Annotated in this window: 43 protein-coding genes; 2 read left to right on the top strand and 41 right to left on the bottom strand. The window is 42.0% G+C overall.

The window, feature by feature from the left end; translation table 11 throughout:
- Positions 1 to 266: 266 nt before the first annotated feature.
- Positions 267 to 1031, top strand: coding sequence for a polysaccharide deacetylase family sporulation protein PdaB (pdaB, locus tag BFW96_RS20425; RefSeq protein WP_069840423.1), 765 nt, complete (start codon positions 267 to 269; stop codon positions 1029 to 1031).
- On the opposite strand, the gene kbaA is transcribed toward pdaB, so the two are convergent.
- Positions 1032 to 1628, bottom strand: coding sequence for a KinB-signaling pathway activation protein (kbaA, locus tag BFW96_RS20420; RefSeq protein ID WP_069840422.1), 597 nt, complete (start codon positions 1626 to 1628; stop codon positions 1032 to 1034).
- A 109-nt stretch (positions 1629 to 1737) separates the two neighbouring features.
- Between kbaA and gerD the strand changes: the two genes are divergently transcribed.
- Complete coding sequence (gerD, locus tag BFW96_RS20415) at positions 1738 to 2295, top strand: spore germination lipoprotein GerD (protein WP_014662546.1); 558 nt, start codon at positions 1738 to 1740, stop codon at positions 2293 to 2295.
- 36 nt (positions 2296 to 2331) lie between these two features.
- Here the strand turns inward: gerD and salA are convergent, their stop codons facing one another.
- From salA to rplC, 40 genes are all read right to left on the bottom strand, one after another.
- Complete coding sequence (salA, locus tag BFW96_RS20410; protein WP_014662545.1) at positions 2332 to 3390, bottom strand: iron-sulfur carrier protein/transcriptional regulator SalA; 1059 nt, start codon at positions 3388 to 3390, stop codon at positions 2332 to 2334.
- A 94-nt stretch (positions 3391 to 3484) separates the two neighbouring features.
- Positions 3485 to 4198, bottom strand: coding sequence for an N-acetylmuramoyl-L-alanine amidase CwlD (gene cwlD / locus BFW96_RS20405; protein WP_014662544.1), 714 nt, complete (start codon positions 4196 to 4198; stop codon positions 3485 to 3487).
- Between the two features lie 59 nt (positions 4199 to 4257).
- Positions 4258 to 4701 carry a YbaK family protein gene (locus BFW96_RS20400; protein ID WP_069840421.1) on the bottom strand — a complete coding sequence of 148 codons (444 nt, stop codon included), beginning with the start codon at positions 4699 to 4701 and terminating at the stop codon, positions 4258 to 4260.
- Between the two features lie 185 nt (positions 4702 to 4886).
- Positions 4887 to 5654, bottom strand: coding sequence for a class I SAM-dependent methyltransferase (locus BFW96_RS20395; protein ID WP_069148835.1), 768 nt, complete (start codon positions 5652 to 5654; stop codon positions 4887 to 4889).
- A 465-nt stretch (positions 5655 to 6119) separates the two neighbouring features.
- The gene (gene rpsI, locus BFW96_RS20390) at positions 6120 to 6512 is read right to left on the bottom strand and encodes a 30S ribosomal protein S9 (RefSeq protein WP_004399691.1); all 393 of its coding nucleotides are present in this window, start codon (positions 6510 to 6512) and stop codon (positions 6120 to 6122) included.
- Between the two features lie 20 nt (positions 6513 to 6532).
- Positions 6533 to 6970, bottom strand: coding sequence for a 50S ribosomal protein L13 (gene rplM / locus BFW96_RS20385; RefSeq protein ID WP_003241966.1), 438 nt, complete (start codon positions 6968 to 6970; stop codon positions 6533 to 6535).
- A gap of 161 nt (positions 6971 to 7131) precedes the next feature.
- On the bottom strand, positions 7132 to 7875 hold the full coding sequence (gene truA / locus BFW96_RS20380; RefSeq protein ID WP_069840420.1) for a tRNA pseudouridine(38-40) synthase TruA: 744 nt from the start codon (positions 7873 to 7875) through the stop codon (positions 7132 to 7134).
- A gap of 9 nt (positions 7876 to 7884) precedes the next feature.
- Positions 7885 to 8682 carry an energy-coupling factor transporter transmembrane component T family protein gene (locus BFW96_RS20375; protein WP_069148833.1) on the bottom strand — a complete coding sequence of 266 codons (798 nt, stop codon included), beginning with the start codon at positions 8680 to 8682 and terminating at the stop codon, positions 7885 to 7887.
- Entirely contained in the window at positions 8679 to 9548 is an 870-nt protein-coding gene (locus BFW96_RS20370; RefSeq protein WP_069840419.1) for an energy-coupling factor ABC transporter ATP-binding protein, read from the bottom strand. The genes BFW96_RS20375 and BFW96_RS20370 overlap by 4 nt, the downstream gene beginning before the upstream one ends.
- Entirely contained in the window at positions 9524 to 10369 is an 846-nt protein-coding gene (locus BFW96_RS20365) for an energy-coupling factor ABC transporter ATP-binding protein (protein ID WP_014662538.1), read from the bottom strand. Before BFW96_RS20365 ends, BFW96_RS20370 begins: the two co-directional genes overlap by 25 nt.
- A gap of 127 nt (positions 10370 to 10496) precedes the next feature.
- Positions 10497 to 10859 carry a 50S ribosomal protein L17 gene (gene rplQ, locus BFW96_RS20360; protein WP_003225836.1) on the bottom strand — a complete coding sequence of 121 codons (363 nt, stop codon included), beginning with the start codon at positions 10857 to 10859 and terminating at the stop codon, positions 10497 to 10499.
- A 77-nt stretch (positions 10860 to 10936) separates the two neighbouring features.
- Positions 10937 to 11881 carry a DNA-directed RNA polymerase subunit alpha gene (locus BFW96_RS20355; protein WP_003225835.1) on the bottom strand — a complete coding sequence of 315 codons (945 nt, stop codon included), beginning with the start codon at positions 11879 to 11881 and terminating at the stop codon, positions 10937 to 10939.
- A gap of 176 nt (positions 11882 to 12057) precedes the next feature.
- The gene (gene rpsK / locus BFW96_RS20350; RefSeq protein WP_009966385.1) at positions 12058 to 12453 is read right to left on the bottom strand and encodes a 30S ribosomal protein S11; all 396 of its coding nucleotides are present in this window, start codon (positions 12451 to 12453) and stop codon (positions 12058 to 12060) included.
- Positions 12454 to 12473: 20 nt separating this feature from the next.
- Positions 12474 to 12839 (bottom strand): 30S ribosomal protein S13, encoded by a 366-nt coding sequence (gene rpsM, locus BFW96_RS20345; RefSeq protein ID WP_003235095.1) that lies wholly within the window; start codon positions 12837 to 12839, stop codon positions 12474 to 12476.
- Positions 12840 to 12861: 22 nt separating this feature from the next.
- On the bottom strand, positions 12862 to 12975 hold the full coding sequence (gene rpmJ, locus BFW96_RS20340) for a 50S ribosomal protein L36 (protein ID WP_003156543.1): 114 nt from the start codon (positions 12973 to 12975) through the stop codon (positions 12862 to 12864).
- Between the two features lie 33 nt (positions 12976 to 13008).
- Positions 13009 to 13227: a translation initiation factor IF-1 gene (infA, locus tag BFW96_RS20335; RefSeq protein WP_003156508.1), complete on the bottom strand. Its 219-nt coding sequence runs from the start codon at positions 13225 to 13227 to the stop codon at positions 13009 to 13011.
- Between the two features lie 48 nt (positions 13228 to 13275).
- Positions 13276 to 13479, bottom strand: coding sequence for a KOW domain-containing RNA-binding protein (locus tag BFW96_RS20330; protein ID WP_014662537.1), 204 nt, complete (start codon positions 13477 to 13479; stop codon positions 13276 to 13278).
- 59 nt (positions 13480 to 13538) lie between these two features.
- Positions 13539 to 14285, bottom strand: a complete 747-nt coding sequence (map, locus tag BFW96_RS20325; RefSeq protein ID WP_003225828.1) for a type I methionyl aminopeptidase — start codon at positions 14283 to 14285, stop codon at positions 13539 to 13541.
- The gene (locus tag BFW96_RS20320; protein ID WP_003241987.1) at positions 14282 to 14935 is read right to left on the bottom strand and encodes an adenylate kinase; all 654 of its coding nucleotides are present in this window, start codon (positions 14933 to 14935) and stop codon (positions 14282 to 14284) included. Before BFW96_RS20320 ends, map begins: the two co-directional genes overlap by 4 nt.
- Positions 14936 to 14989: 54 nt before the next feature.
- Positions 14990 to 16285, bottom strand: a complete 1296-nt coding sequence (secY, locus tag BFW96_RS20315) for a preprotein translocase subunit SecY (RefSeq protein ID WP_014662535.1) — start codon at positions 16283 to 16285, stop codon at positions 14990 to 14992.
- Position 16286: 1 nt separating this feature from the next.
- Positions 16287 to 16727 (bottom strand): 50S ribosomal protein L15, encoded by a 441-nt coding sequence (rplO, locus tag BFW96_RS20310; RefSeq protein WP_014662534.1) that lies wholly within the window; start codon positions 16725 to 16727, stop codon positions 16287 to 16289.
- A gap of 30 nt (positions 16728 to 16757) precedes the next feature.
- On the bottom strand, positions 16758 to 16937 hold the full coding sequence (rpmD, locus tag BFW96_RS20305; RefSeq protein WP_003156497.1) for a 50S ribosomal protein L30: 180 nt from the start codon (positions 16935 to 16937) through the stop codon (positions 16758 to 16760).
- A gap of 13 nt (positions 16938 to 16950) precedes the next feature.
- Positions 16951 to 17451: a 30S ribosomal protein S5 gene (rpsE, locus tag BFW96_RS20300; RefSeq protein ID WP_003328273.1), complete on the bottom strand. Its 501-nt coding sequence runs from the start codon at positions 17449 to 17451 to the stop codon at positions 16951 to 16953.
- A gap of 24 nt (positions 17452 to 17475) precedes the next feature.
- On the bottom strand, positions 17476 to 17838 hold the full coding sequence (gene rplR / locus BFW96_RS20295) for a 50S ribosomal protein L18 (protein ID WP_003225816.1): 363 nt from the start codon (positions 17836 to 17838) through the stop codon (positions 17476 to 17478).
- Positions 17839 to 17870: 32 nt separating this feature from the next.
- A complete protein-coding gene (gene rplF / locus BFW96_RS20290; RefSeq protein ID WP_014662533.1) occupies positions 17871 to 18410 on the bottom strand; it encodes a 50S ribosomal protein L6 in 540 nt (179 codons plus the stop codon).
- A gap of 29 nt (positions 18411 to 18439) precedes the next feature.
- Positions 18440 to 18838, bottom strand: coding sequence for a 30S ribosomal protein S8 (gene rpsH, locus BFW96_RS20285; protein WP_003241998.1), 399 nt, complete (start codon positions 18836 to 18838; stop codon positions 18440 to 18442).
- A gap of 31 nt (positions 18839 to 18869) precedes the next feature.
- Positions 18870 to 19055, bottom strand: coding sequence for a 30S ribosomal protein S14 (gene rpsN / locus BFW96_RS20280; protein ID WP_003156488.1), 186 nt, complete (start codon positions 19053 to 19055; stop codon positions 18870 to 18872).
- A gap of 22 nt (positions 19056 to 19077) precedes the next feature.
- The gene (rplE, locus tag BFW96_RS20275; protein ID WP_003225809.1) at positions 19078 to 19617 is read right to left on the bottom strand and encodes a 50S ribosomal protein L5; all 540 of its coding nucleotides are present in this window, start codon (positions 19615 to 19617) and stop codon (positions 19078 to 19080) included.
- Positions 19618 to 19643: 26 nt separating this feature from the next.
- Positions 19644 to 19955 carry a 50S ribosomal protein L24 gene (rplX, locus tag BFW96_RS20270; protein WP_003156486.1) on the bottom strand — a complete coding sequence of 104 codons (312 nt, stop codon included), beginning with the start codon at positions 19953 to 19955 and terminating at the stop codon, positions 19644 to 19646.
- 36 nt (positions 19956 to 19991) lie between these two features.
- Positions 19992 to 20360 (bottom strand): 50S ribosomal protein L14, encoded by a 369-nt coding sequence (rplN, locus tag BFW96_RS20265; protein ID WP_003225805.1) that lies wholly within the window; start codon positions 20358 to 20360, stop codon positions 19992 to 19994.
- Between the two features lie 40 nt (positions 20361 to 20400).
- Positions 20401 to 20664 (bottom strand): 30S ribosomal protein S17, encoded by a 264-nt coding sequence (gene rpsQ, locus BFW96_RS20260; protein WP_003225804.1) that lies wholly within the window; start codon positions 20662 to 20664, stop codon positions 20401 to 20403.
- A 22-nt stretch (positions 20665 to 20686) separates the two neighbouring features.
- Positions 20687 to 20887: a 50S ribosomal protein L29 gene (gene rpmC / locus BFW96_RS20255; RefSeq protein WP_003156482.1), complete on the bottom strand. Its 201-nt coding sequence runs from the start codon at positions 20885 to 20887 to the stop codon at positions 20687 to 20689.
- Positions 20877 to 21311 (bottom strand): 50S ribosomal protein L16, encoded by a 435-nt coding sequence (rplP, locus tag BFW96_RS20250; protein WP_003225801.1) that lies wholly within the window; start codon positions 21309 to 21311, stop codon positions 20877 to 20879. Before rplP ends, rpmC begins: the two co-directional genes overlap by 11 nt.
- A gap of 1 nt (position 21312) precedes the next feature.
- Entirely contained in the window at positions 21313 to 21969 is a 657-nt protein-coding gene (gene rpsC, locus BFW96_RS20245; RefSeq protein ID WP_003242001.1) for a 30S ribosomal protein S3, read from the bottom strand.
- A gap of 3 nt (positions 21970 to 21972) precedes the next feature.
- Positions 21973 to 22314: a 50S ribosomal protein L22 gene (rplV, locus tag BFW96_RS20240; RefSeq protein WP_014662532.1), complete on the bottom strand. Its 342-nt coding sequence runs from the start codon at positions 22312 to 22314 to the stop codon at positions 21973 to 21975.
- Positions 22315 to 22330: 16 nt separating this feature from the next.
- Positions 22331 to 22609: a 30S ribosomal protein S19 gene (rpsS, locus tag BFW96_RS20235; protein ID WP_003156472.1), complete on the bottom strand. Its 279-nt coding sequence runs from the start codon at positions 22607 to 22609 to the stop codon at positions 22331 to 22333.
- Between the two features lie 57 nt (positions 22610 to 22666).
- Positions 22667 to 23500: a 50S ribosomal protein L2 gene (gene rplB, locus BFW96_RS20230; protein WP_003225795.1), complete on the bottom strand. Its 834-nt coding sequence runs from the start codon at positions 23498 to 23500 to the stop codon at positions 22667 to 22669.
- A 31-nt stretch (positions 23501 to 23531) separates the two neighbouring features.
- Positions 23532 to 23819, bottom strand: coding sequence for a 50S ribosomal protein L23 (rplW, locus tag BFW96_RS20225; protein ID WP_003156467.1), 288 nt, complete (start codon positions 23817 to 23819; stop codon positions 23532 to 23534).
- Entirely contained in the window at positions 23819 to 24442 is a 624-nt protein-coding gene (gene rplD / locus BFW96_RS20220) for a 50S ribosomal protein L4 (RefSeq protein ID WP_003225792.1), read from the bottom strand. Before rplD ends, rplW begins: the two co-directional genes overlap by 1 nt.
- A 27-nt stretch (positions 24443 to 24469) precedes the next feature.
- A complete protein-coding gene (gene rplC / locus BFW96_RS20215) occupies positions 24470 to 25099 on the bottom strand; it encodes a 50S ribosomal protein L3 (RefSeq protein WP_014662531.1) in 630 nt (209 codons plus the stop codon).
- Positions 25100 to 25124: the final 25 nt, after the last annotated feature.

Here is a 25124-nt window from a genome sequence, read left to right as displayed (position 1 = left end):
ATCATTACAGCCACTTAACGAAGCAGCTTTATTACTATAACATTTAGCCTCTTTTAAGTCAACAACTTTTTTCAAAGTATTTAATGAAGCTTTTAATTGATGTCAGCTGTTTCTCAGCGACGAATAATAATATACCACGGATATTATCAAAAGGTCAACAACCAATTTAGGCTATATGTGAAGAAACATTTTATCGGTTATATTCAATTGGCCATGCTCATAAGATGTAAAACAAGAATGATGGACAAGATAAGGAGGCATCATCAGTGAATCACTTCTATGTGTGGCATATTAAACGGGTGAAACAATTAATTATTATACTTATCGCCGCATTTGCAACAGCCAGCTTTTTTTATATCCAAAGAGCTGTCCCGCTCCCCGTGTTTTCAACTGACACCGGGCCTAAAGCCATTTATAAAGGAGAAACAGACTCTAAAGATATTTCACTTACTTTCGATATCAGCTGGGGTGATGAGAGAGCAGAACCTATACTTAATACTCTGAAAGCAAACGGGATTAAAAATGCGACGTTTTTCCTTTCAGCTTCTTGGGCAGAACGGCATCCCGACACAGTGGCCCGTATCGTAAAGGATGGCCATCAAATCGGGAGCATGGGCTATGCTTATAAAAACTATGCCAATTTAGAGAGCAGCGAAATAAAAAAGGACATAAATCGCGCGCAAACAGCATTTGAAAAGTTAGGAGTCAAAGACATCCAGCTATTACGACCTCCTACCGGCCAATTCAATAAGAATGTTCTAAAGGTCGCAAAGCAATACAATTATACAGTTGTTCATTACAGTGTGAACTCTCAAGACTGGACAAATCCCGGAGTTGAAAAAATCATCGACAATGTGACCAAGCAAGTGTCCGGGGGAGACATTATTCTTTTACATGCCTCCGATTCGGCAAAACAAACAGAAGAAGCGTTGCCTGATATCATCCATCAGCTGAAAGAAAAAGGATTAAAAAATGTAACCGTGGGTGATCTCATCGCAAATTCTGATGCCAAATCCGCAGAGGTAAAGTAATTACTTCTCTGCAAACTTAGGCAGCATCAACAATTGGAAGGCATTACACGCCATTAACGGAAAAAGCATTAAATAAAGCCAGTCCTCATCATTTACTCTTAATGCAGGGAACCACTCTAATGCGGTAATCACAACCATCAAAAACAACGATGACACAAATGTTTTCTTAGAGGACTGCTTTTGCTTTATATAAGCTGTAATCACTCCAAAGATCAATAAAAACAATGGTAACCACGCATAGCCAGCCATTGAATCTCCGCTTTCTCCAAAAAACAAAAAACGCACGTACATTAAATCAAAAGCAACAAACAGGATGAAAAACAACTGAAGCAAATTCCATAAAGATGAGGATCTTAATATCTCAAGCGCGAACCGATGAACTGTTAAAAACACGAAAAACCCCATTTGGCTGATCACACTGAAAATCATGCCTACACCGATAAACCAAAATAAAACAGAGAAAATCTGCCCCGCTTCAAATGTTAGAAACAGCCCTCTGTATTCTCCCCATTTTAAAGCAAAACCCACAATACTCGTGATAAGCGCTCCGACAGCTAAAATAGAAAAGAAAAAACGAACTAAACCACGGCTTTTCATTTCTTTATTCATCCCCTCAAAAATCGCGAACAGCGATATTTTGTTATGTATAATTCCTAACAGATGAATCATATTAAAGGTAAGACAAGTATGTGAAAGGAGCTTAAGCATGTCAAAAGCCAAAACGCTATTGATAAGCTGTTTTTTGTTATTATCTGTAACAGCTTGCGCTCCAAAAGACCAAGCAGCGGATATGGACTATGATCAGACCAAAAAAATGGTTGTTGATATATTAAAAACTGATGATGGAAAAAAAGCCATTAAGGAATTATTAAATGATGATGCCATGAATGAAGCGCTGGTGATTGACCAAGATGCGATTAAAGGAACAATAGAAAAAACACTCACATCTAAAAAAGGCGAAGAATTTTGGAAAAACATCTTTGAAGACACTGATTTTGCTGAGGGCTTTGCCAAAACTCTTCAGACAGAGCATGAAAAGGTTATTAAAAAGCTGATGAAGGATCCAGATTACCAAAAGATGCTGATGAACGTTATGCAGGATCCTGGTATGGATAAAAAGTACAGTCAGCTGGCAAAAAGCCAAGAATTCCGCAGTTATTTAGAAGAGGTTATTAACGAAACACTTTCTAGTCCGCTTTACAAAAAACAGTTCGAAGATGAACTGAAAAAAGCAGCAAAAGACACTGCCAAAGAAAGTGAATAAAGGGAAAGCCGGGATCTGGAATCCCGGTTCACTTTTTTATACTTGCACTGACATTTTTGCATCTATTTTTTTTGCGATGTCTTGATATATTTCTCCGATGGGATGATTTTCGTCATAAACAGACGGCGCAAATTGGTCCTTATCCCAATCGGGCTGCTTCAATGGGATTCTGCCCAGCAAAGGTACATTTAGTTCCTCAGCCAGTTTATCTCCCCCGCCTTTACCAAAGACATATTCTCTTTCCCCTGTCTTTGCACTTTCATAATAGGCCATGTTCTCTATGACCCCTACGACCTCATGATCGGTTTTAATCGCCATAGAGCCCGCTCTGGCCGCGACAAAAGCAGCTGTCGGATGCGGCGTCGATACGATGACTTCTTTGCAGCTCGGAAGCATTGTATGTACATCGAGAGCAACGTCCCCTGTACCAGGCGGAAGATCAAGAACGATATAGTCTACTTCTCCCCACTCTACTTCGTGGAAAAAGTTATTCAGCATTTTGCCAAGCATCGGCCCTCTCCATACGACCGGAGCATTTTCTTCTACGAAAAAGCCCATTGACATGACTTTTACTCCGAAGCGCTCAACAGGAAGAAGTTTCTCTCCCTCAACCGTTGGACGCACAGTGATACCCATCATATCCGGAACACTGAAGCCATAAATATCCGCATCAATTAAACCGACCTTTTTCCCAAGGCGAGCCAAAGAAATAGCTAGGTTTACTGACACAGTTGACTTGCCTACGCCGCCTTTTCCGCTTGCTACAGCAAGAAAGACTGGCGGGTTATCCATATTTAATAATGTTTTTTTCTCAGCTGACGGCGCTCGGAATTTAGCAACCGTTTCTTCAGGCAGCTCTTCAAATCGAAGGCCGACCGTCTCAGCTCCTGCGCCTTTTAATGCGTTTACGATCTCTTGCTGAATCTGCATTTGTTCTGCAGTTCCTGTTTTTGCAAGAGCGATTTTTACACTGACATGCCGTTTTTCTGGCTTTATTTTAATTTCCTTAACGGCATCCAATTCTCCCAGAGGTCTTTGAAGAAAAGGTTCGCGCATTTCTCCGACTAGTTTTCTTACTTCATCTTCTCTTATCATCGAACCTCACCCTTTTGTGTATTCGTTTACAATTATTATTATATCATACATAAATGGCGGGTGTCTTATGCTTAGAACTGCAAGTAAACCCTCCTTACTCCGGAGGGTCTCCTTTTTCTGTGAAATATCGCAAAATGCCTTTATATATGGAAGATGCCACTTTGTCTTGATATTTCGGTTTACCGAGCAGCGTTGCTTCACTTGGATTGGATAAAAATCCGACTTCTATAAGCGCCCCCGGTTTAGTGACGTTTTGCATTAAGTAGATACCATGAATCCGCTTTGCTTTCCGGGTTGTGTTTTCCAGGTTTCTTCTCAGCTCATCCTGAATGTATTTTGCGACTTTTTCATTTTCCGCATATTTTCCGTAATAAAAGCTTTGGGCTCCGCTCCATTTTTGCGACGGAATTGCATTGAGATGAATGCTGATATAGAGCTCTGCCTCTGAATGATTTATTAATTTGACCCGCTGTCTTAGGTCTTCCGCTTTTCGTCTGCTATAACCCTTCGTTCCTTCAGGAGCGAGATCAGTATCACTTTCTCTGGTCATGATCACAAGCGCTCCTTGTTCTTGTAGATAATCCCTGACTCTAAACGCGACTTCCAGGGTAACATCCTTCTCTAACAGCTTTCCGCCGACTGCTCCGCCGTCAGGCCCGCCATGCCCTGGATCTAGGTAAATGATTTTCCCGCTCAAGGGCAGGCTCCACGGCTTCCAAGAATCGTTATTGCTGAACTGATACTTGAACAGAAATAGTAATACGATGAAGCCTAGCAAAAAACTGAGCCATTTAAGCTTTTTCCTCATCCCTTCCCCTCCCGCTTGTCCGTTATTACATAACTATGGGACAGGGCCGGGAAATATGATTACCGCATGCGAAGCTTACACTGTTTTTCTCTTTGAACAAACCCTGCTGTCCACCAATCTTTAATGAACTTGCGTGCCGCTTCATAAACAGTGTTTTTATCAAATGTTGCGTATTGCTCGTGTATCCAATTATAGAGATAATCAAAAAACTCCATTCGAAGCTCTTCTTCTTCTCTTGCAGAGCGGGCACTGATACTTTGCATGGATTCTCCGTAATAGCCGAATATCCCAAAACGTCCGCCTAACAAATAGGCTTCAATCGCAAAATCAATACAGCCTTCGCTAATTATATCTCGTTCATCATGTAAAAAAGGGAATAATGGTTCCAAACATTCCTTAACAGACTGGATAATTTGTCTCAGAGAGAGTTCTTTGAGCAAGTTCTTTTCTAATTCAAAATCCTTTTGCCGTTTCACATCCATAAAAGACAGTACTTCTGCCATATAAATTCACTCTCCTTTTACCGATTATTTTGGGGTTTGGATGATGAAACAATGCCCGAATTCGGTTGGAAATTCGCCCAAATGAAGGTGTGAATCGATAAAAAGGCAGCTTTCCGAAGGGGATTGGAACAAACGTTCTGTAATTAGTTATAAAAAAAGCAGCCCCTCTGACAGGACGCTGCTTTTCATACTTTCACGCTTCTTGTTGCAGAATATGTATGGATATATTGATCTAACACAAACCCGCCTTTATCTTCATAAAAACCAGTGACGATAAAACCGGCATCTATTTGGCCTTTGATTTGGTCTTCTAAGGAATGGCCGAATTCCAGAGCCTCATTATTATCGATTAGTTTTTTCACTTTATGTTTCGGAAGATCTTCTGGGTCAGCATATGGAATGGAGTGCTTTACTTTTAAAATACCTTGCTGTTCTAATTCTACATCAAACAGAAATACGACAGGATTGACAAACCCTGAGATTAGTACGCCATTTCTTTTCAATACACGGTGTGCTTCCATCCAGACCGGGAGGACATTCTCAACAAAAACATTGGCAACAGGATGTACAATGATATCAAATGATTCATTATTAAATACACTGAGATCATCCATGCTTCCTTTGACAGTGTGTATTGTGAGGCCATCTCGCTCAGCAACCATTCTATCCTGATTCAGCTGTTTTTCGGAGTTATCTAATACGGTGACATCCGCCCCCGCAGCTGCCAAAATTGGACCTTGCTGGCCGCCGCCTGATGCTAAACAGAGTATTTTCAGACCTTTGACAGGCGGAAACCAATCCTTCGGTACATCTTTCATTGGTGTTACTCTTATATCCCAATTGCCTTTTTTCGCTTGTTCGATAACCTGCTGATCAACAGCAACAGTCCATTCATTGCCTGTTTCTACTTTTTTATCCCAGGCTTTGCTATTATGAGCTACTAACGCATTCATGAATCTTCTCCTTACTTTAATGTATAGAGTATAACAAATATTTCTAGATTGATAACGCTTTCCCTTTGCATATTTAGAAAAAAGTTCATAAAAACGCAAAAAAATCACAAAGGAGATATGTGATTTACGTCATTACATTTACACTTACTTCTTTAAATAATGTCATTAGCAAAGAGCTATTGTTCCTCTGGGTTAAGAAATAGATGAGAAATTGCAGTTAACTTTAGGACGGATGAGTGACAGGGATAGAATGGGCTGAGCTGGCGACGTAACGATTATAAACAATGACCACATTTCGAATTCAATAAATGATTATGAAATGAAAGATATTATGATTATTACAAGTGAGACCGTTTATAAGCAAGCAATTTGTTTATAAACGTCATTCGTCCATTTTTTGTTGCGGATCTAATAAAAGAAAAAAGCTCCCAACACAAGGTCGAGAGCTTTTTTGAAAACGCAAAATTAACGTTTTGAGAACTGAGGTGCACGACGAGCGCCTTTAAGACCGTATTTTTTACGTTCTTTCATACGAGCGTCACGAGTCAGAAGACCTGCACGTTTAAGAGTTGTACGGTATTCTGGATCTGCTTCAAGCAATGCACGAGCGATACCGTGACGGATTGCTCCAGCTTGACCAGATAAGCCGCCTCCATGTACGTTTACTAAAACATCATAAGTGCCAGCTGTTTCAGTCAAAGTTAATGGTTGTTTGATATCTTCGATTAAAGCTGCAGATGGGATGTGTTCGCTGATTTCACGATTATTAACGACGATACGGCCTTCTCCTGGAACTAAACGCACACGCGCTACAGAGCTTTTACGACGGCCAGTACCGTAATATTGAACCTGTGCCAAATTGGTAACCTCCTTTTTAATTAACCGCGAAGTTCGTAAACTTCAGGTTTTTGTGCTTCGTGTGGATGCTCAGAACCACGGTATACGTTCAATTTTTTGAACATTTGACGACCTAGAGAACCTTTTGGAAGCATGCCTTTGATAGCAAGCTCAAGCATTTTCTCAGGGTAGTTTGTACGCATTTCAAGAGCAGTTCTTGATTTTAATCCGCCTGGATGTTGAGTGTGACGGTAGTAGATTTTGTCAGTTAACTTTTTACCAGTTAACTCGATTTTTTCAGCGTTGATGATGATCACATGATCTCCAGTATCAACGTGTGGTGTGTAAGTTGGTTTGTGTTTTCCGCGAAGGATAGCTGCAACTTCTGAAGAAAGACGACCTAAAGTCTTGCCAGCAGCATCAACAACTAACCACTTGCGTTCAATAGTACTTGCGTTAGCCATAGGTGTTGTACGCATTGAATTTCCCTCCTAAATGATCTGTCATTTTCAATAAACTTCGATTACGTTCTATTTCACAACACAATAAGTTCCGGGGCTTATCGTGGGGTTGAAATACATACCATATGATATCTTATAACTTTATGCAGACTCTGTCAAGAAAATATTATACACCTGGTTTAGTTGTCATAGTAAACGTTCCATAAATATAGCCCGTGCCCCGGTGCTGTGCGCCCTGCCGCTTCGCGATCCTTCGCTTCCAGCATGGATTTCACATCATCAGGAGAAATTTTTCCAATACCTGCATCAAGCAAAGTACCGACAATAATTCTGACCATATTATATAAGAAACCGCTGCCTGTGATCCGCATTTGCAGGCCGTTATCCGTCTCAGTCCAATCAAGCTCGTAAATCGTTCTTACCTTGTCCTGCACTTCTGTTTTAGCCGCGCAAAAGCTCGTAAAATCATGTGTCCCTATAAGATGCTTTGCCGCTTCTCTCATGTCCTGCACATTAAGGCGATATGAAAAATGGTAAGCGTAATGCCGTTTAAATACGTCCGGGTGTTTCTCCGTGTATACAAAATAGCGATATTCTTTTTTGACTGCGCTAAATCGTGCATGGAACCCATCATCCGCAATTTCTGCCTGTTTGACTGCGATATCGTCCGGAAGCAGTGCATTTAAGGCATAAGGCCATCTTTCCGCCGGGATAGCCAGCGGAGTGTCAAAATGAATCACCTGTCCGGCTGCGTGAACCCCGCTGTCTGTTCTTCCAGACGAAACGACAGGAATTCTTTCTTTTGACTTATGCAGGACAGCCAAAGCCTTCTCCAGTTCATCCTGAACCGTTCTTTTGCCCGGCTGAACCTGATAACCGTTAAATAAATGTCCGTCATAAGAAATCGTGCATTTCAGTCTCATACAGCACCTCTAAGCCCTTAAGAAGAATAACAAAGCAGCTAATACCATCAAGCTGGCAATGACAGAAGTGTCTTTTCCTGTCCATACAAGCTTTCTATATTTCGTACGTCCTTCTCCGCCCTGATAGCCTCTTGCTTCCATTGCCACCGCAAGCTCTTCAGCACGTTTAAAAGCACTGACGAAAAGGGGGACAAGAAGCGGAACAATAGCCTTTACCCTATCTTTAACAGGTCCGCTTGTAAAATCAACGCCTCGCGCCATCTGAGCCTTCATGATCTTATCTGTTTCCTCCATCAGTGTCGGAATAAATCGCAAAGAAATGGACATCATTAGAGCCAGCTCGTGGACAGGAAGCTTTAATTTTTTCAATGGATTCAGCAACTGCTCCATTCCATCGGTAATCTCAATCGGTGTTGTCGTAAGCGTTAATAAGGTTGTGATTAAAATCAGATAGACGAATCTAAGGGAAATGAATATCCCCTGAACCAGTCCGCCCTCATAAACTTTGAAAAAACCTATTTGAAAGATAACCGGTCCTTCATGTGTCATAAAAATGTGAAGAAGGAACGTAAAGAGGACAATCCAGATGATAGGCTTCAGCCCTTTCATTAAAAAAGAGAAAGGAACTCTTGTTAAAGAAACGACGCCAACTGTAAATAAACCAAGCAGCGCATATGTCTGCACATTATTGGCTAAGAATACGATGCAGACAAATAAAAAGATCGTAATAAGCTTTGTTCTGGGGTCAAGCCGATGCACAAGTGAGGAGCCAGGTACATACTTGCCGATAATCATGCTGTCCATCATAAGGTCTTCTCCCCCTGAAAAAGAGCACGGATTTCAGCTGCGGCATCTTCTATTGTGAGCATAGGCTCATTAAATTTCACACCCAGTGCAGCTTCAAGATGTCTTTGAAATTTTATCGTTTCAGGAAGATCCAGCCCCCAGCCAGCCATCTCTTCACCCTTTAAAAACAGTTCACGCGGACTGCCTGATGCTTGTATCGTTCCTTTATGCATAACAATCATTTCATCAGCGTATGCAGCTGCATCCTCCATGCTGTGTGTCACAAGGATCGTCGTCAGGTTCCCACGTTGATGAAGCTCATAAAACATGTCCATAATCTCTTTTCGCCCTCTTGGGTCCAATCCTGCAGTCGGTTCATCCAGAACAAGCACCTCAGGATCCATTGCAAGTACGCCTGCAATTGCAACTCTGCGCATTTGTCCGCCGCTTAATTCAAAAGGGGATCTGTCCAGAAGCTCTACTGATAAACCTACAAGCTTCAGCATCTCCCTCGCTTTTTGTTCAGCATCCTCTTTTTTAACCCCAAAGTTCATCGGTCCGAACGATATATCTTTAAGAACTGTTTCTTCGAATAATTGATGCTCAGGAAATTGGAAAACGATTCCGACTTTTTTACGAAGTTTTTTCAGCTCTTTATTCTTTTTCCCTGCCTGAATGACAGTGCTGCCTAGTGATAGCTGTCCCTTCGTCGGCTTCAGGAGACCATTTAAGTGCTGAAGAAGAGTGGACTTGCCAGAGCCTGTATGCCCGATAACGGCTACGTAGCTTCCTTCTTTAATCGATGCATTGATATCATACAGTGCCAGGCGCTCGAACGGCGTCTTCATCTGATAGCGATGCTCTACATCTTTGATTGTAATGTCCATAGCTCTTTCACCAGCCCTTCCTGAGTCAAATGGTTTTCTTCCAAAGCCAGTCCATTTTCTCTTAAAAGCTGGCTAAGCTGGAATGAGAAGGGTAAATCAAGCCCGATTTGAACAAGTTCTTTATTCAATTTAAAAATCTCTTCAGGCGGCCCTTCAGCATATTTTTTACCGCCATTCATGACAATGATCCTGTCTGCTTTTGCTGCCTCATTCAGATCATGTGTAATGGATATGACAGTCGCCATTCCCTGTTCTTTTAAATGTCTTACCGTTTCAAGCACTTCTTCTCGCCCGATCGGATCAAGCATGGATGTTGCTTCATCTAAGATAATAATATCAGGACGTGCGGCAATAACTCCCGCAATCGCAACTCTCTGCTTTTGGCCTCCGGAGAGATGGTGCGGCTCTTGATCGAGAAAATCTTGCATATTTACCTGTTTTACTGCCCAGTCTACCCTCTCAATCATTTCTTCCCGCGGTACACCATTGTTTTCTAAACCAAAAGCCACATCATCGCGAACAGTCGTTCCGACAAATTGGTTATCCGGATTTTGAAAGACCATACCTATCTTCTTACGCACTTCCCAAACTGATTCCTCTGTCAATTGAATCCCGGCAACCTCAATGTCGCCTGATTCAGGAAGAATTAAACCATTCAATGCCCGTGCCAGTGTTGATTTCCCTGAACCGTTATGACCTACAATTGCAAGCCATTCACCCTCATACACCTGCAGGGAGACGCCGTCTAGTGCTCGTCTTTCTGCGTCCTTCCGATATCGAAATACGATATCCTCTACCGATATCAACTGATTCTGATTCATGGAAAACCGGCCTCCTCTCAGCTAATGCTCTGCTTTTCTCTATATAAAAAGTTGCAGTATCTAAAAAAAGGGCATAGATCCAGTTAGAAACTGTCCCGCCCTTCTTTAGACACACAAAAATATGTGATTAAACCAATTCGATAATTGCCATTGGTGCTCCGTCACCACGGCGAGGACCAAGCTTCATAATACGTGTGTATCCGCCTTGGCGCTCCTCGTAACGAGTTGCAATGTCAGAGAATAATTTTTGAAGTGCATCTTGGTTATTTTCTTCGTTTGCAACCTCGTTGCGGATGTATGCAGCAGCTTGACGGCGAGCGTGAAGATCACCGCGTTTGCCAAGCGTGATCATTTTTTCAACTACAGAGCGAAGTTCTTTCGCACGTGTTTCAGTTGTTTCGATTCTTTCGTTGATGATCAAATCAGTTGTAAGATCACGAAGCATAGCTTTACGCTGTGCACTCGTACGTCCTAGTTTTCTGTATGACATGTGATGTCCCCTCCTTTATTGGAATGCTGTTTCTGAATAATAAACACACGAAAATCCTAGTTCACAAGGGAAACTAGTCAATCGTCTTTGCGAAGTCCGAGTCCAAGTTCTTCTAGTTTCGCTTTCACTTCTTCAAGTGATTTGCGTCCTAGATTCCGAACTTTCATCATATCTTCTTCCGTCTTGTTCGCAAGCTCTTGAACCGTGTTAATACCCGCACGCTTTAAGCAGTTGTAAGAACGAACAGAAAGATCCAATTCTTCAATTGTCATTTCAAGAACTTTCTCTTTTTGATCTTCTTCTTTTTCAACCATTATTTCAGCATGTTGAGCTTCGTCAGTTAAACCAACGAATATATTAAGGTGTTCAGTTAAAATCTTTGAACCAAGCGCAATTGCTTCTTTCGGTCCAGTGCTTCCATCAGTCCAAACATCAAGTGTAAGTTTATCATAGTTTGCAACTTGGCCTACACGAGTGTTCTCTACCTGATAAGATACACGAGAAACTGGCGTATAGATAGAATCGATCGGAATCACGCCGATTGGCTGATCGTCTCTCTTGTTTGCGTCAGCAGGCGTATACCCACGTCCTCTTTGAGCAGTAAGGCGAACTCGGAAACTCGCATTCTCACCAAGAGTCGCGATATGAAGATCAGGATTTAAGATCTCTACATCACTATCGTGTGTAATATCAGCTGCCGTTACAGTTCCTTCACCTTGTACATCAATTTCTAGCGTCTTCTCTTCATCAGAGTAGATTTTCAATGCAAGCTTTTTAATGTGTAAGATAATCGTTGTAACATCTTCCACAACGCCTTCAATTGTCGAGAATTCGTGCAGTACACCATCTATCTGGATTGATGTTACAGCGGCACCAGGGAGTGAGGATAAGAGGATACGACGTAAGGAGTTACCCAGAGTTGTACCATATCCACGCTCAAGTGGCTCTACGACAAACTTACCAAATTTGGCATCGTCGCTGATTTCAACCGTTTCGATTTTTGGTTTTTCAATCTCGATCATTACTTAAAACCCTCCTTCAAAACGTCGAAACCTCGAATAGAATCATATGAGATTCCATCCGAAATTCCCCATTGTTTAGTCCCGTATGTGCTCAGGCAACGAGTCGGTGCATTCGTTTCATAAATAACTGTATCATAACCCATTATTGACAGGGACACAAAATCTATACAAACAAATTACACGCGGCGACGTTTTGGTGGACGGCATCCGTTATGAGGAACAGGAGTTACGTCTCTGATAGCAGTGACTTCTAGTCCAGCAGCTTGAAGTGCACGGATTGCAGCTTCACGGCCTGAACCAGGTCCTTTAACAGTAACCTCTAGAGTTTTAAGACCATGTTCGATTGAACCTTTAGCAGCTGTTTCTGCAGCCATTTGCGCAGCGAAAGGAGTAGATTTACGAGAACCTCTGAATCCTAAAGCTCCGGCACTAGACCAAGAAATAGCATTACCATGAGTGTCAGTGATCGTAACGATCGTGTTATTGAAAGTTGAACGAATATGAGCAATACCAGACTCAATATTCTTTTTCACGCGACGTTTACGCGTGTTAGATTTACGAGCAGCAGCCATTGTTTAAGAACCTCCCTTACTTATTTTTTCTTGTTAGCTACAGTACGACGCGGACCTTTACGAGTACGCGCGTTGTTTTTAGAGTTTTGTCCGCGAACAGGTAATCCTCTGCGATGACGGATTCCGCGGTAGCTTCCGATTTCGATCAGACGTTTGATATTAAGAGAAACTTCACGGCGAAGGTCACCTTCTACTTTCAGTTTATCAATAATATCACGGATTTTACCAAGTTCTTCTTCAGTAAGATCGCGCACACGAGTATCTTCTGAAACTCCAGCTTCTTTTAAAACTTGCTGAGCCGTTGTGCGGCCAATTCCGAAGATGTATGTTAAAGAAATAACAACACGTTTGTCACGTGGGATATCTACACCAGCAATACGAGCCATTCTCTGGGCACCTCCTTATAAATTATCCTTGTTTTTGTTTATGCTTTGGATTTTCACAGATCACCATTACTTTTCCTTTTCTGCGAATAACTTTACATTTTTCGCAGATTGGTTTAACTGATGGTCTCACTTTCATGTGTTTCCAACCTCCTTCAGTTTCCGGAGTGCTTTATTTGTAACGGTACGTAATCCTGCCACGAGTTAAGTCATATGGAGATAATTCTACCGTAACTTTGTCTCCAGGTAAAATGCGAATGAAGTGCATGCGGATTTTACCAGATACATGAGCCAAAACAGTGTGGCCATTTTCAAGTTCAACTTTGAACATCGCGTTTGGCAGTGTTTCGACTATAGTACCTTCCACTTCAATTACATCGTCTTTCGCCATTCAAGTGTTCTCCCTTCATCAAATCAGTAACTTGCTTTCTGACAAATTTCAAAAGAAGTTTGTCACACGCCCTGTTTCGTTTATACTGTTCTGAACTTCCGGAGATACGCAATCATAAAGGGTTACATGATTGATATTCTTTTTCTTAGGAGAATGAAATGTACGCTTTTCTCCGTCTGCTGTTAGTACATTGATGATGGTCAAAATTCCAATGACAAGCGGCAAGATGAATTCAGTCCTGCCAATGTTCATCCAAGCTTTCTGCCCTATCAAGCCGAAAAAACATCTGTCTTCGGAATTATTTTCATCATCTAGACTCTCGTCAGTATATCAAAACCCGTTTCCGTAATCGCAATCGTATGTTCAAAATGAGCACACTTTTTCCCATCTACCGTTACAACCGTCCAGTTATCAGCCAATGTTTTCACGTAGCGGCTGCCAGCGTTCACCATAGGCTCAATAGCGAGAACCATGCCAGGTTTGAGCCGTGGTCCTTTGTTGGGCGGACCGTAATGAGGAATTTGCGGGTCCTCATGCAAGTCTTGACCAACACCATGTCCGACATACTCCCTAACAACTGAAAACTGCTCATTTTCGACATACGTTTGTATTGCGTGGGAAATATTCGACAAACGTTCACCTGGTTTTGCTTCCTGCAAGCCTTTATATAAAGACTCCTCTGTCACTTCCAGAAGTTTTTTGTCATCATCGCTGATGTTTCCTACCGGATATGTCCATGCAGAGTCACCATGATAACCATTTAATTTAGCACCGATATCAATACTGATGATGTCACCGTCCTTCAGCACCCTGCTGCCAGGAATGCCATGAACGAGTTCTTCATTAACTGATACGCAAATGCTCCCGCGAAACCCATTATACCCCTTAAAAGATGGGATTGCACCCTGCTTCTTAATAAAACGTTCGGCAATTTGATCCAATTCTTTTGTCGAGATTCCTGGTTTAATGTGCTTTTTTAACTCTTCATGAGTTAAAGCCACGATTCGCCCTGCTTCCCGCATGATACCAAGTTCACGTGGGGTTTTACAGATAATCATTTTTTTAATCCTCCAAGAAGATCCTTCACATCTGCATAAACATCTTGAATGTCCTGTTGGCCATTCACGTTTGCAAGATAACCTTTCTCTGAATAGAAATCCAGTAAAGGCTGAGTTTGCTTCATGTTTACCTCAAGCCGTTTAGAGACGGTTTCCTCATTATCATCTGCCCGTTGATAGAGTTCGCCTCCGTCTTTATCACAAATACCCGGCGTTTTCGGCGGATTAAAAACTAAATGATAGGTTGTGCCGCAAACACTGCAAATTCTGCGTCCAGTCAGACGTTCCATAAGAGCGTCTTTGTCGACTTCAATGTTAATGACATAATCAATCGGCTTGCCGTATTCCTCAAGAATTTCTTCAAGAGCTTCGGCTTGAGCGACTGTTCGCGGAAATCCGTCCAGAAGAAAACCTCTTTCACAATCATCTTTGCCAAGTCTTTCTTTTACAATTCCGATTGTGACTTCGTCAGGTACGAGCTCTCCCTTATCAATATAGGATTTTGCTTCGAGTCCGAGTGGTGTTTCTTCTTTCATAGCAGCACGGAACATATCTCCTGTTGAGATATGAGGAATCCCATAATCCTCAACAATTCGTTCGCCCTGTGTGCCTTTGCCGGCACCAGGAAGCCCCATTAAGACTAAGTTCATTCGGATTTCCCCCGTCCTCTCTTTATTAAGAGGGAATGGATAAATCCATTTCCTCTAGTTTTTCATAAATCCACGGTAGTTTCGTTTCACCAACTGGCTTTCTAGTTGTTTCATTGTCTCCAAGGCTACCCCGACAACAATTAACAAAGATGTTCCGCCAATTTGTGCACTTTGAGGCAATCCAGCGAATTGAATGAAAAAGATAGGAAGAATGGAAATCACGGCTAAGAATATAGAACCCACAAACGTAAGTCGATACAAAATGCTCGTAATTCTATCTTGAGTCATTTTCCCTGGACGAACCCCCGGGATATAGCCACCCTGTTTTTTAAGGTTATCAGCCATTTGTTCAGGGTTTACCTGCACAAAAGCATAAAAGTACGTAAAGGCAATAATCAACGCAACATATATCGCCATACCCACCGGATGCGTATTATCAAAGTTGTTTTGAATCCACTTTGTCACATCGTTTGTTCCAAAGAATGACGCGATCGTCCGCGGCGTTATCAAAAACGCAACCGCAAAGATTACCGGAATAACCCCTGCAGGATTCACTTTCAATGGAAGGTGTGTAGACTGACCTCCGCCAGCAGGTGAACGACCTGTGCCTTTAGCATATTGAATCGCAATTTTCCGTACGGCTTGCTGAATGAAAATAACTCCAACAATAACTGCTAAAATCGCAATCACAAGAAGTGCGATTGTCACAATATGAATAAACAACTGATCGTTGCTGCCGACAAATTGAGTCTCATATATTTGCCCAATTGTTTTTGGAATACTAGACACAATCCCCGCGAAGATAATGATCGATATTCCGTTGCCTACTCCATGAGACGTAATTTGTTCCCCAAGCCACATTAAAAAGGCAGTTCCGCCAGTGAGCACTAAAGCAATAATAAGATATGTCGATACACCGGATTTTTCGATCAGCATACCGTTTGCCAGATTGTTGAATCCATATGACATACCTAACGCCTGGATGAACCCAAGCACAATCGTAAAGTACCTTGTGAACTGAGCTAATTTACGGCGGCCAACTTCACCTTGCTTAGACCACTCGGTAAACTTCGGTACAACATCCATCTGAAGCAGCTGAATGATGATCGAAGCCGTGATATAAGGAGTAATTCCCATTGCAAAAATGGAAAATTGGTAAAGCGCACCGCCGCCAAATGTATTAAGGAGATCAAAAACACCCATTTGAGACTGTGCCTGTAACACTTCAGCGTTAACATAAGGCACAGGAATAAACGCACCTATGCGAAAGACGATAAGCATGAGTAAAGTGAATATGATTTTATTCCTGATATCACTCACACGCATAAAGTTGGAGATTGTTTTAAACAAGTTAGATCACCTCAGCTGTACCGCCAGCAGCTTCAACAGCTTCTTTCGCAGAAGCAGAGAATTTATTGGCTTTTACAGTTAATTTTTTCTCTAATTTACCGTTGCCAAGAATCTTTACTCCTGCATTAAGTTTGCTAATAACACCAGTCTCAAGAAGAAGTTCAGGAGTGACTTCCGTTCCTTCTGCAAAACCGTTCAATTTGTCTAGGTTGACTACAGTGTATTCCTTGCGGTTGATGTTAGTGAAACCGCGTTTAGGAAGACGTTGGAATAAAGGCATTTGTCCCCCCTCGAATCCAGGGCGTACACCGCCGCCAGAACGAGCGTTTTGACCTTTGTGACCTTTACCAGCTGTTTTACCGTTACCAGAACCAATACCACGACCTACGCGATTACGCGTTTTGCGTGAACCTTCTGAAGGTTTTAATTCATGAAGTTTCATTAGGACACCTCCTTATCCGATCAAATATTTTTATTGTTCTTTAACAGAAACTAAATGAGATACTTTATTAATCATGCCACGGATCGCAGCGTTGTCTTCATGAACAACAGTTTGGTTTGTTTTCTTTAAACCAAGTGTTCTTACAGTAACGCGTTGGTCTTCCGGGCGACCGATTACACTTCGTTTGAGGGTAATTTCTAATTTAGCCATTAATGTTCCCTCCTTATCCTAACAGTTCTTCTACAGATTTTCCACGAAGCTTCGCAACGTCTTCAGCACGTTTAAGTTCACTTAAACCTTGAAGTGTTGCACGAATCATGTTGATCGGTGTGTTAGAACCTAAAGACTTAGAAAGGATATCAGCTACACCAGCTAGCTCAAGTACCGCACGTACAGGGCCTCCAGCGATAACTCCAGTACCTTCAGAAGCAGGTTTTAACAAGATGTTACCTGCACCGAAACGTCCGATGATTTCGTGTGGAATTGTAGTTCCAACCATTGGTACTTCAATCAAATTCTTTTTCGCATCTTCAACAGCTTTGCGGATCGCTTCTGGTACTTCTTGTGCTTTACCAGTACCGAATCCTACGTGTCCGTTTTTGTCACCGACAACGACTAGAGCTGCGAAGCGGAAACGACGACCACCTTTAACAACTTTCGCTACGCGGTTAACCGTAACTAAGCGTTCTTCTAACTCTAATTTGCTTGGGTCAATACGACGCATAATCATGTGTCCCTCCTTCTTTTATTAAAATTTAAGTCCAGCTTCACGAGCGGCATCAGCTAAAGCTTTTACACGTCCATGGTATAAGTATCCGCCACGGTCAAATACTACGTCAGAAATGCCTTTTTCAGCAGCGCGTTTTGCAACTAATTCTCCAACTTTAGTAGCAGCAGAAGTATCTCCAGTGCTTTCAACGTTCAAGTCTTTATCGAGAGTAGATGCACTAGCAAGTGTTACACCATTTACATCATCGATGATTTGAGCGTAAATGTGCTTGTTAGAACGGAAAACGTTCAGACGCGGTCTTTCAGCAGTACCGGAAAGTTTAGCGCGAACACGAGCGTGTCTTTTAAGACGAGCAGCATTTTTGCTAGTTTTCGTAATCATCTAGGTCACTCCTTTCTTCACTTTAAGCGATCTTACTTAGCAGATTTACCTTCTTTACGGCGAACAACTTCACCTTCGTAGCGGATTCCTTTACCTTTGTAAGGCTCTGGAGAACGTACAGCACGGATGTTAGCAGCAATAGCTCCTACACGTTCTTTGTCTGTACCTTTTACAACTACTTTAGTTTGAGAAGGAACTTCGATTTCGATGCCTTCTTCAGGAACGATCTCAACAGGATGAGAGTATCCAACGTTTAAAACAAGTTTATTTCCGGATTTAGAAGCACGGTAACCGACACCGACTAATTCCAAACCTCTTTCAAATCCTTTAGATACACCCTCAACCATGTTGCCAAGCAGACTACGAGTCGTACCATGCAGGGCACGGTGCTCTTTTTGATCAGAAGGACGAACGACTGTAAGCACATTGTCCTCTACTTTAATCTCCATATCAGGGTGAAACGTACGAGTTAATTCTCCTTTTGGTCCTTTCACAGCTACAGTGTTGTTATCATTTAACGTTACTGTAACATCAGAAGGAATCTCAAGTAGCTTCTTACCTACACGAGACATACCAAACACCTCCATTCATGATAAACTTCTTACCAAACGTATGCTAGAACTTCTCCACCAGCTTGTTTTGCACGGGCTTCTTTGTCCGTTAAAACACCTTGTGATGTAGAAATAATCGCGATTCCAAGACCGTTAAGTACGCGAGGTACTTCATTAGATTTAGCATAAACACGCAAACCAGGCTTGCTGATTCTTTTAAGACCAGTGATAACGCGCTCGTTGTTTTGTCCGTATTTCAAGAAAACGCGGATGATACCTTGTTTGCTGTCTTCTACGAACTCAACGTCACGAATGAAACCTTCACGCTTTAAAATTTCAGCAATTTCTCTTTTCAATTTAGAAGCAGGAATTTCAAGCTTCTCATGACGTACCATGTTTGCATTGCGAATACGAGTTAGCATATCTGCAATTGGATCTGTCATAACCATTATATAATTACCTCCTTCCCTTTCTTGGGGATTACCAGCTGGCTTTTTTCACGCCAGGAATTTGTCCTTTATATGCAAGCTCACGGAAACAAATACGGCAAAGTTTAAATTTACGAATGACTGAATGCGGACGTCCGCAGCGTTCACAGCGTGTGTACTCTTGTACTTTAAACTTTGGTGTACGTTGTTGTTTCGCAATCATAGACTTTTTAGCCACGATTTCGCCTCCCTTTCATTGATTATTTCTGGAACGGCATACCTACTTGAGTTAATAGCTCACGAGCTTCTTCGTCAGTATTAGCAGTTGTTACGATAACGATGTCCATTCCTCGAACCTTTGTTACTTTATCGTAGTCAATTTCAGGGAAGATTAACTGTTCTTTGATACCAAGTGTGTAGTTACCGCGACCGTCGAAAGATTTTTTAGAAACCCCGCGGAAGTCACGTACACGCGGTAAAGATACAGAAATAAGTTTATCAAGGAAATCATACATGCGCTCTCCGCGAAGAGTTACTTTCGCACCGATAGGCATTCCCTCACGAAGACGGAATCCAGCAATTGATTTCTTCGCACGAGTAACGACAGGTTTTTGACCTGCGATAAACGTTAATTCTTCAACAGCACTGTCGATTGCTTTTGCGTTTTGAACAGCGTCACCAACACCCATGTTGATTACGATTTTTTCGATTTTAGGCACTTGCATGACTGAATCATAGTTGAACTTAGTCATTAAAGCAGGTGCAATTTCTTTATTGTACTTTTCTTTAAGGCGGTTCATGAGATAGACCTCCCTTCCTTTTAATACTATTTATCTAGAACTTGCCCAGATTTTTTTGCAACACGAACTTTTTTGCCATCTTCCACTTTGTATCCTACGCGAGTCACTTCACCTGTTTTAGGATCGAGCGGCATAACGTTTGATACATGAATTGGCGCCTCTTGATTAGAAATACCGCCTTGAGGGTTAGCTTGAGTTGGTTTAGAGTGTTTCTTTACCATGTTAACACCTTCAACTAAAACGCGGTCCTTTTTAGGGAAAGCAGCAAGGATTGTTCCTTGTTTGCCTTTATCTTTACCAGAGATAACCATAACTTTATCGCCTTTTTTTACATGCATCCTGATCGCACCTCCTTGAGTAAGGCATTTATTTCATTAGATAACTTCTGGAGCTAGAGAAACAATTTTCATAAAGTTGTTTTCACGCAATTCACGAGCAACTGGTCCGAAGATACGAGTTCCGCGTGGGCTCTTGTCGTCACGGATGATAACACATGCATTCTCATCGAAGCTGATGTATGAACCATCACTTCTGCGCGCTCCGCTTTTAGTGCGAACGATAACAGCTTTTACGACTTCACCTTTTTTGACAACGCCTCCTGGTGTTGCTTGTTTAACCGTGCAAACAATTACATCACCAATGTTAGCTGTTTTACGTCCAGAACCACCAAGAACTTTAATAGTAAGTACTTCACGTGCGCCAGAGTTGTCAGCTACTTTTAAACGAGTCTCTTGTTGAATCATTATTTGTTACCTCCCTTCGGAAAAAGAATTCCGAACTTTATTAGATAATAACAGCTTCTTCGACAACTTCAACTAGACGGAAACGCTTAGTTGCAGACAATGGACGAGTTTCCATAATCTTAACGATGTCACCGATTTTAGCTTGATTATTTTCATCATGTGCTTTGAATTTTTTTGAGTATTTTACGCGTTTACCGTAAAGTGTATGTTTTTTGTATGTCTCAACAACAACAGTGATGGTTTTATCCATTTTGTCAGAAACAACACGGCCTTGGTAAACCTTGCGTTGGTTACGTTCGCTCATGCTCACGACCTCCCCTCAGTGATTATTTATTAGCAGCAATTTCTCTTTCACGAATCACAGTTTTCATGCGCGCGATAGCTTTGCGCACTTCACGAATGCGAGCAGTATTTTCAAGTTGTCCTGTCGCTAATTGAAAGCGAAGATTGAAAAGTTCTTCTTTAAGAGACTTTACTTTTTGTTCAATTTCAGCAGTGGTAAGGTCACGAATTTCATTAGCTTTCATTTGATTCACCACCAATTTCTTCACGTTTTACGAACTTCGTTTTAATTGGCAATTTGTGAGATGCAAGACGAAGCGCTTCACGAGCAACCTCTTCAGACACACCAGAAATCTCAAATAAAACTTTGCCCGGTTTTACAACAGCTACCCAACCTTCTGGAGCCCCTTTACCGGATCCCATACGTACCTCAAGTGGTTTAGCAGTGTAAGGTTTAGAAGGGAAAATTTTGATCCAAACTTTACCGCCACGTTTCATGTAACGAGTCATCGCAATACGTGCAGCTTCGATTTGACGGTTAGTGATCCAAGAAGCTTCAAGAGCTTGGATACCGAATTCACCGAAATGTACTTCAGTACCGCCTTTCGCACGGCCACGCATTTTTCCGCGATGCTCTCTGCGATATTTAACGCGTTTTGGTAATAACATATTATTTTCCTCCTTCCTCAGTTTTCTTCTTAGTAGGAAGAACCTCTCCACGATAGATCCAGACTTTCACACCAAGCTTACCGTAAGTAGTGTCAGCTTCAGATGTTGCATAGTCAATGTCCGCACGTAATGTGTGCAATGGAACAGTTCCTTCACTGTAGTATTCAGAACGAGCGATATCTGCACCGCCAAGACGACCAGAAACCATTGTTTTCACACCTTGTGCTCCAGCACGCATAGTACGTTGGATTTGTTGTTTCTGCGCACGGCGGAAAGAAACACGGTTTTCTAATTGACGAGCGATGTTGTCAGCAACTAGCTGTGCATCAAGATCTGCTCTTTTGATTTCAAGAATGTTAATGTGTACACGCTTGCCAGTAAGGCTGTTAAGGGCTTTGCGAAGTGCTTCGACTTCAGAACCGCCTTTACCGATAACCATACCAGGCTTAGCTGTGTGGATCGTAATGTTAACGCGATTTGCTGCACGCTCGATTTCCACTTTAGAAACAGAAGCGTCAGAAAGGCGTTTGCTAATGTATTCACGAATTTTTAAATCTTCGTGCAGGAAGTCAGCGTAATCTTTACCAGCGTACCACTTAGATTCCCAATCACGAATGACTCCGATACGAAGACCGACTGGATTTACCTTTTGACCCACTACTTATCCCTCCTTCTTTTCTGATACAACGATTGTAATGTGGCTCGTACGTTTGTTGATTTGGCTCGCACGTCCCATAGCACGTGGGCGGAATCTTTTTAACGTAGGGCCTTCGTCAACGAATGCTTGAGAAATAACCAGGTTGTTAACGTCCATTTCATAGTTATGCTCAGCATTTGCAATAGCGGATTTTAATACTTTCTCGATAATTGGAGAAGCAGCTCTTGGTGTAAGGTTCAAGATTGATACTGCCTCACCTACTTGCTTGCCTCGAATCAGGTCCATTACTAGACGTGCTTTACGAGGAGCAATACGGACTGTTCTTGCAACAGCTTTAGCTTGCATTTAAAAGCCTCCTCTCTTAGCGTCTTGTTTTTTTGTCATCACTAGCATGACCTTTGTACGTACGAGTTGGAGCGAATTCACCCAACTTGTGCCCTACCATATCTTCAGAGATGAATACAGGCACGTGTTTACGTCCGTCATAGACTGCGATTGTGTGACCAATAAACTGTGGGAAAATAGTAGAACGACGAGACCAAGTTTTTACGACTTGTTTCTTGTCTGTTTCATTTAATTTCTCGATTTTAGTCATCAAGTGTCCATCGACAAATGGTCCTTTTTTTAAGCTGCGAGCCATTTTGGAACCTCCCTTCGTGATTGCACTACGGTCCGAAAAGAACCGTAGACAACCCCGTTATTTATTTTTACGACGACGTACGATAAATTTATCGGATTTGTTCTTTTTCTTACGAGTCTTGAATCCAAGAGTTGGTTTACCCCATGGAGACATTGGTGATTTACGTCCGATTGGCGCACGTCCTTCACCACCACCGTGTGGGTGATCGTTAGGGTTCATTACAGAACCACGAACTGTAGGACGGATGCCTTTCCAGCGAGAACGTCCAGCTTTACCAATGTTGATAAGTTCGTGCTGTTCGTTACCTACTTGACCGATAGAAGCACGGCAAGCAGAAAGGATCATGCGAACTTCACCAGAGTTAAGACGTACAAGAACGTATTTACCTTCTTTACCAAGAACCTGAGCAGATGTACCAGCTGAACGTACAAGCTGTCCGCCTTTACCAGGTTTTAATTCAATGTTATGCACAACTGTACCAACAGGGATGTTGATAAGTGGAAGTGCATTACCTACTTTAATGTCAGCTTCAGGACCTGACATGATTTCAGTACCCACTTGAATTCCTTTAGGAGCAAGAATGTAACGTTTTTCTCCGTCTGCATAGTTGATTAGAGCGATGTTAGCTGAACGGTTTGGATCGTATTCAACTGTAGCAACGCGTCCAGGTATACCATCTTTATCGCGTTTGAAGTCGATAACACGGTATTGGCGTTTATGTCCGCCACCTTGGTGACGTACAGTCAATTTACCTTGGTTGTTACGTCCGCCTTTTTTGTGAAGGGGAGCAAGCAAGGATTTTTCCGGCTTGTCAGTCGTGATTTCAGCAAAATCTGAAGTTGTCATGCCACGACGTCCATTAGAGGTCGGTTTATACTTTTTAATCGCCATTTTGAATTTCCCTCCTTCTTTTTACAGATAATTAAGCTTCAAAAATTTCGATTTCTTTGCTGTCTGCAGTAAGTTTTACGATCGCTTTTCTGCGACGGCTAGTCATACCAGTGTAGCGTCCAACACGTTTTGATTTACCTTTGTAGTTCATGATGTTGACTTTGTCAACTTTCACTCCAAAGATGCTTTCAACCGCGTCTTTCACTTCTGTTTTGTTAGCTCTTACATCAACTTCAAAAGTATATTTCTTTTCAGTCATTAAATCAGCAGAACGTTCAGTAATGACGGGGCGCTTTAGAACATCACGAGGATCTTTCATTATGCAAGCACCTCCTCTACTTTTTCAACCGCTGCTTTTGTAATCAGAAGCTTCTCGTGGTTGACAACGTCTAAAACGTTGATTCCGTTAGCTTCAACAACAGTAACTCCAGGAATGTTACGAGCAGATAAAGCTACTGCTTCGTTTGCATCCGCAGTTACGATTAAAGCTTTTTTCTCAACAGATAATCCTTTAAGGATAGCTGCCATTTCTTTTGTTTTAGCCGTATCAAGAGTAAGATCTTCAAGAACGATGATGTTGTTGTCGTTCACTTTAGAAGACAATACTGATTTGATTGCCAAGCGGCGAACTTTTTTAGGTAATTTATAAGAATAGCTGCGTGGTGTTGGGCCGAATACGACACCACCTCCGCGCCATTGCGGTGAACGGATTGAACCTTGACGGGCACGTCCAGTACCTTTTTGACGCCATGGTTTACGACCTCCGCCGCGTACTTCAGAACGATTTTTTACTTTGTGAGTTCCTTGACGTAAGGAAGCTCTTTGCATAAGAATAGCGTCGAATACAACACTCTCATTTGGTTCGATACCAAATACAGAAGCATTTAATTCGATGTCACCAGCAGTAGAACCGTTTTGGTTGTATAATGCTACTTTTGGCATGATCAATTTCCTCCTTTCCTAAGAGAGTTATTTAGATTTAACAGCACTTTTAACAGTGATTAAAGTTTTCTTCGCACCAGGTACGTTACCTTTGATCAAAAGAAGATTGCGTTCTGCATCAACTTTTACGATTTCAAGGTTTTGAACAGTGATTTGCTCTCCGCCCATACGTCCAGGTAATAATTTACCTTTGAATACACGGTTAGGATCTACAGGTCCCATTGAACCAGGACGACGGTGGTAGCGTGAACCGTGAGACATAGGTCCGCGAGATTGTCCGTGGCGCTTGATCGCACCTTGGAAACCTTTACCTTTAGATACTCCTGTTACATCTACGATTTCTCCAGCAGAGAAAATTTCAACCTTGACTTCCTGACCAACTTCATACGCATCCATTTCCACTCCGCGTAATTCTTTAACGAAGCGCTTAGGAGCAGTTTCCGCTTTTGCAACGTGCCCTTTTTCAGGTTTGTTAGAAAGCTTTTCACGCTTGTCGTCAAAACCAAGCTGGATTGCTTCGTAACCGTCGTTTTCAGCTGTTTTCTTTTGAAGAACAACGTTTGGAGCAGCCTCGATAACAGTTACCGGAATAAGATCACCGTTCTCAGCGAATACTTGCGTCATACCAATTTTTCTTCCTAAGATTCCTTTGGTCATTCGTCACACCTCCTATTAAGATCAT

The organism is Bacillus sp. F56, from assembly GCF_001748205.1.
GTDB classification, from domain to species: Bacteria; Bacillota; Bacilli; order Bacillales; family Bacillaceae; genus Bacillus; species Bacillus stercoris.
This window is presented reverse-complemented; position numbering and strand designations above follow the sequence as displayed.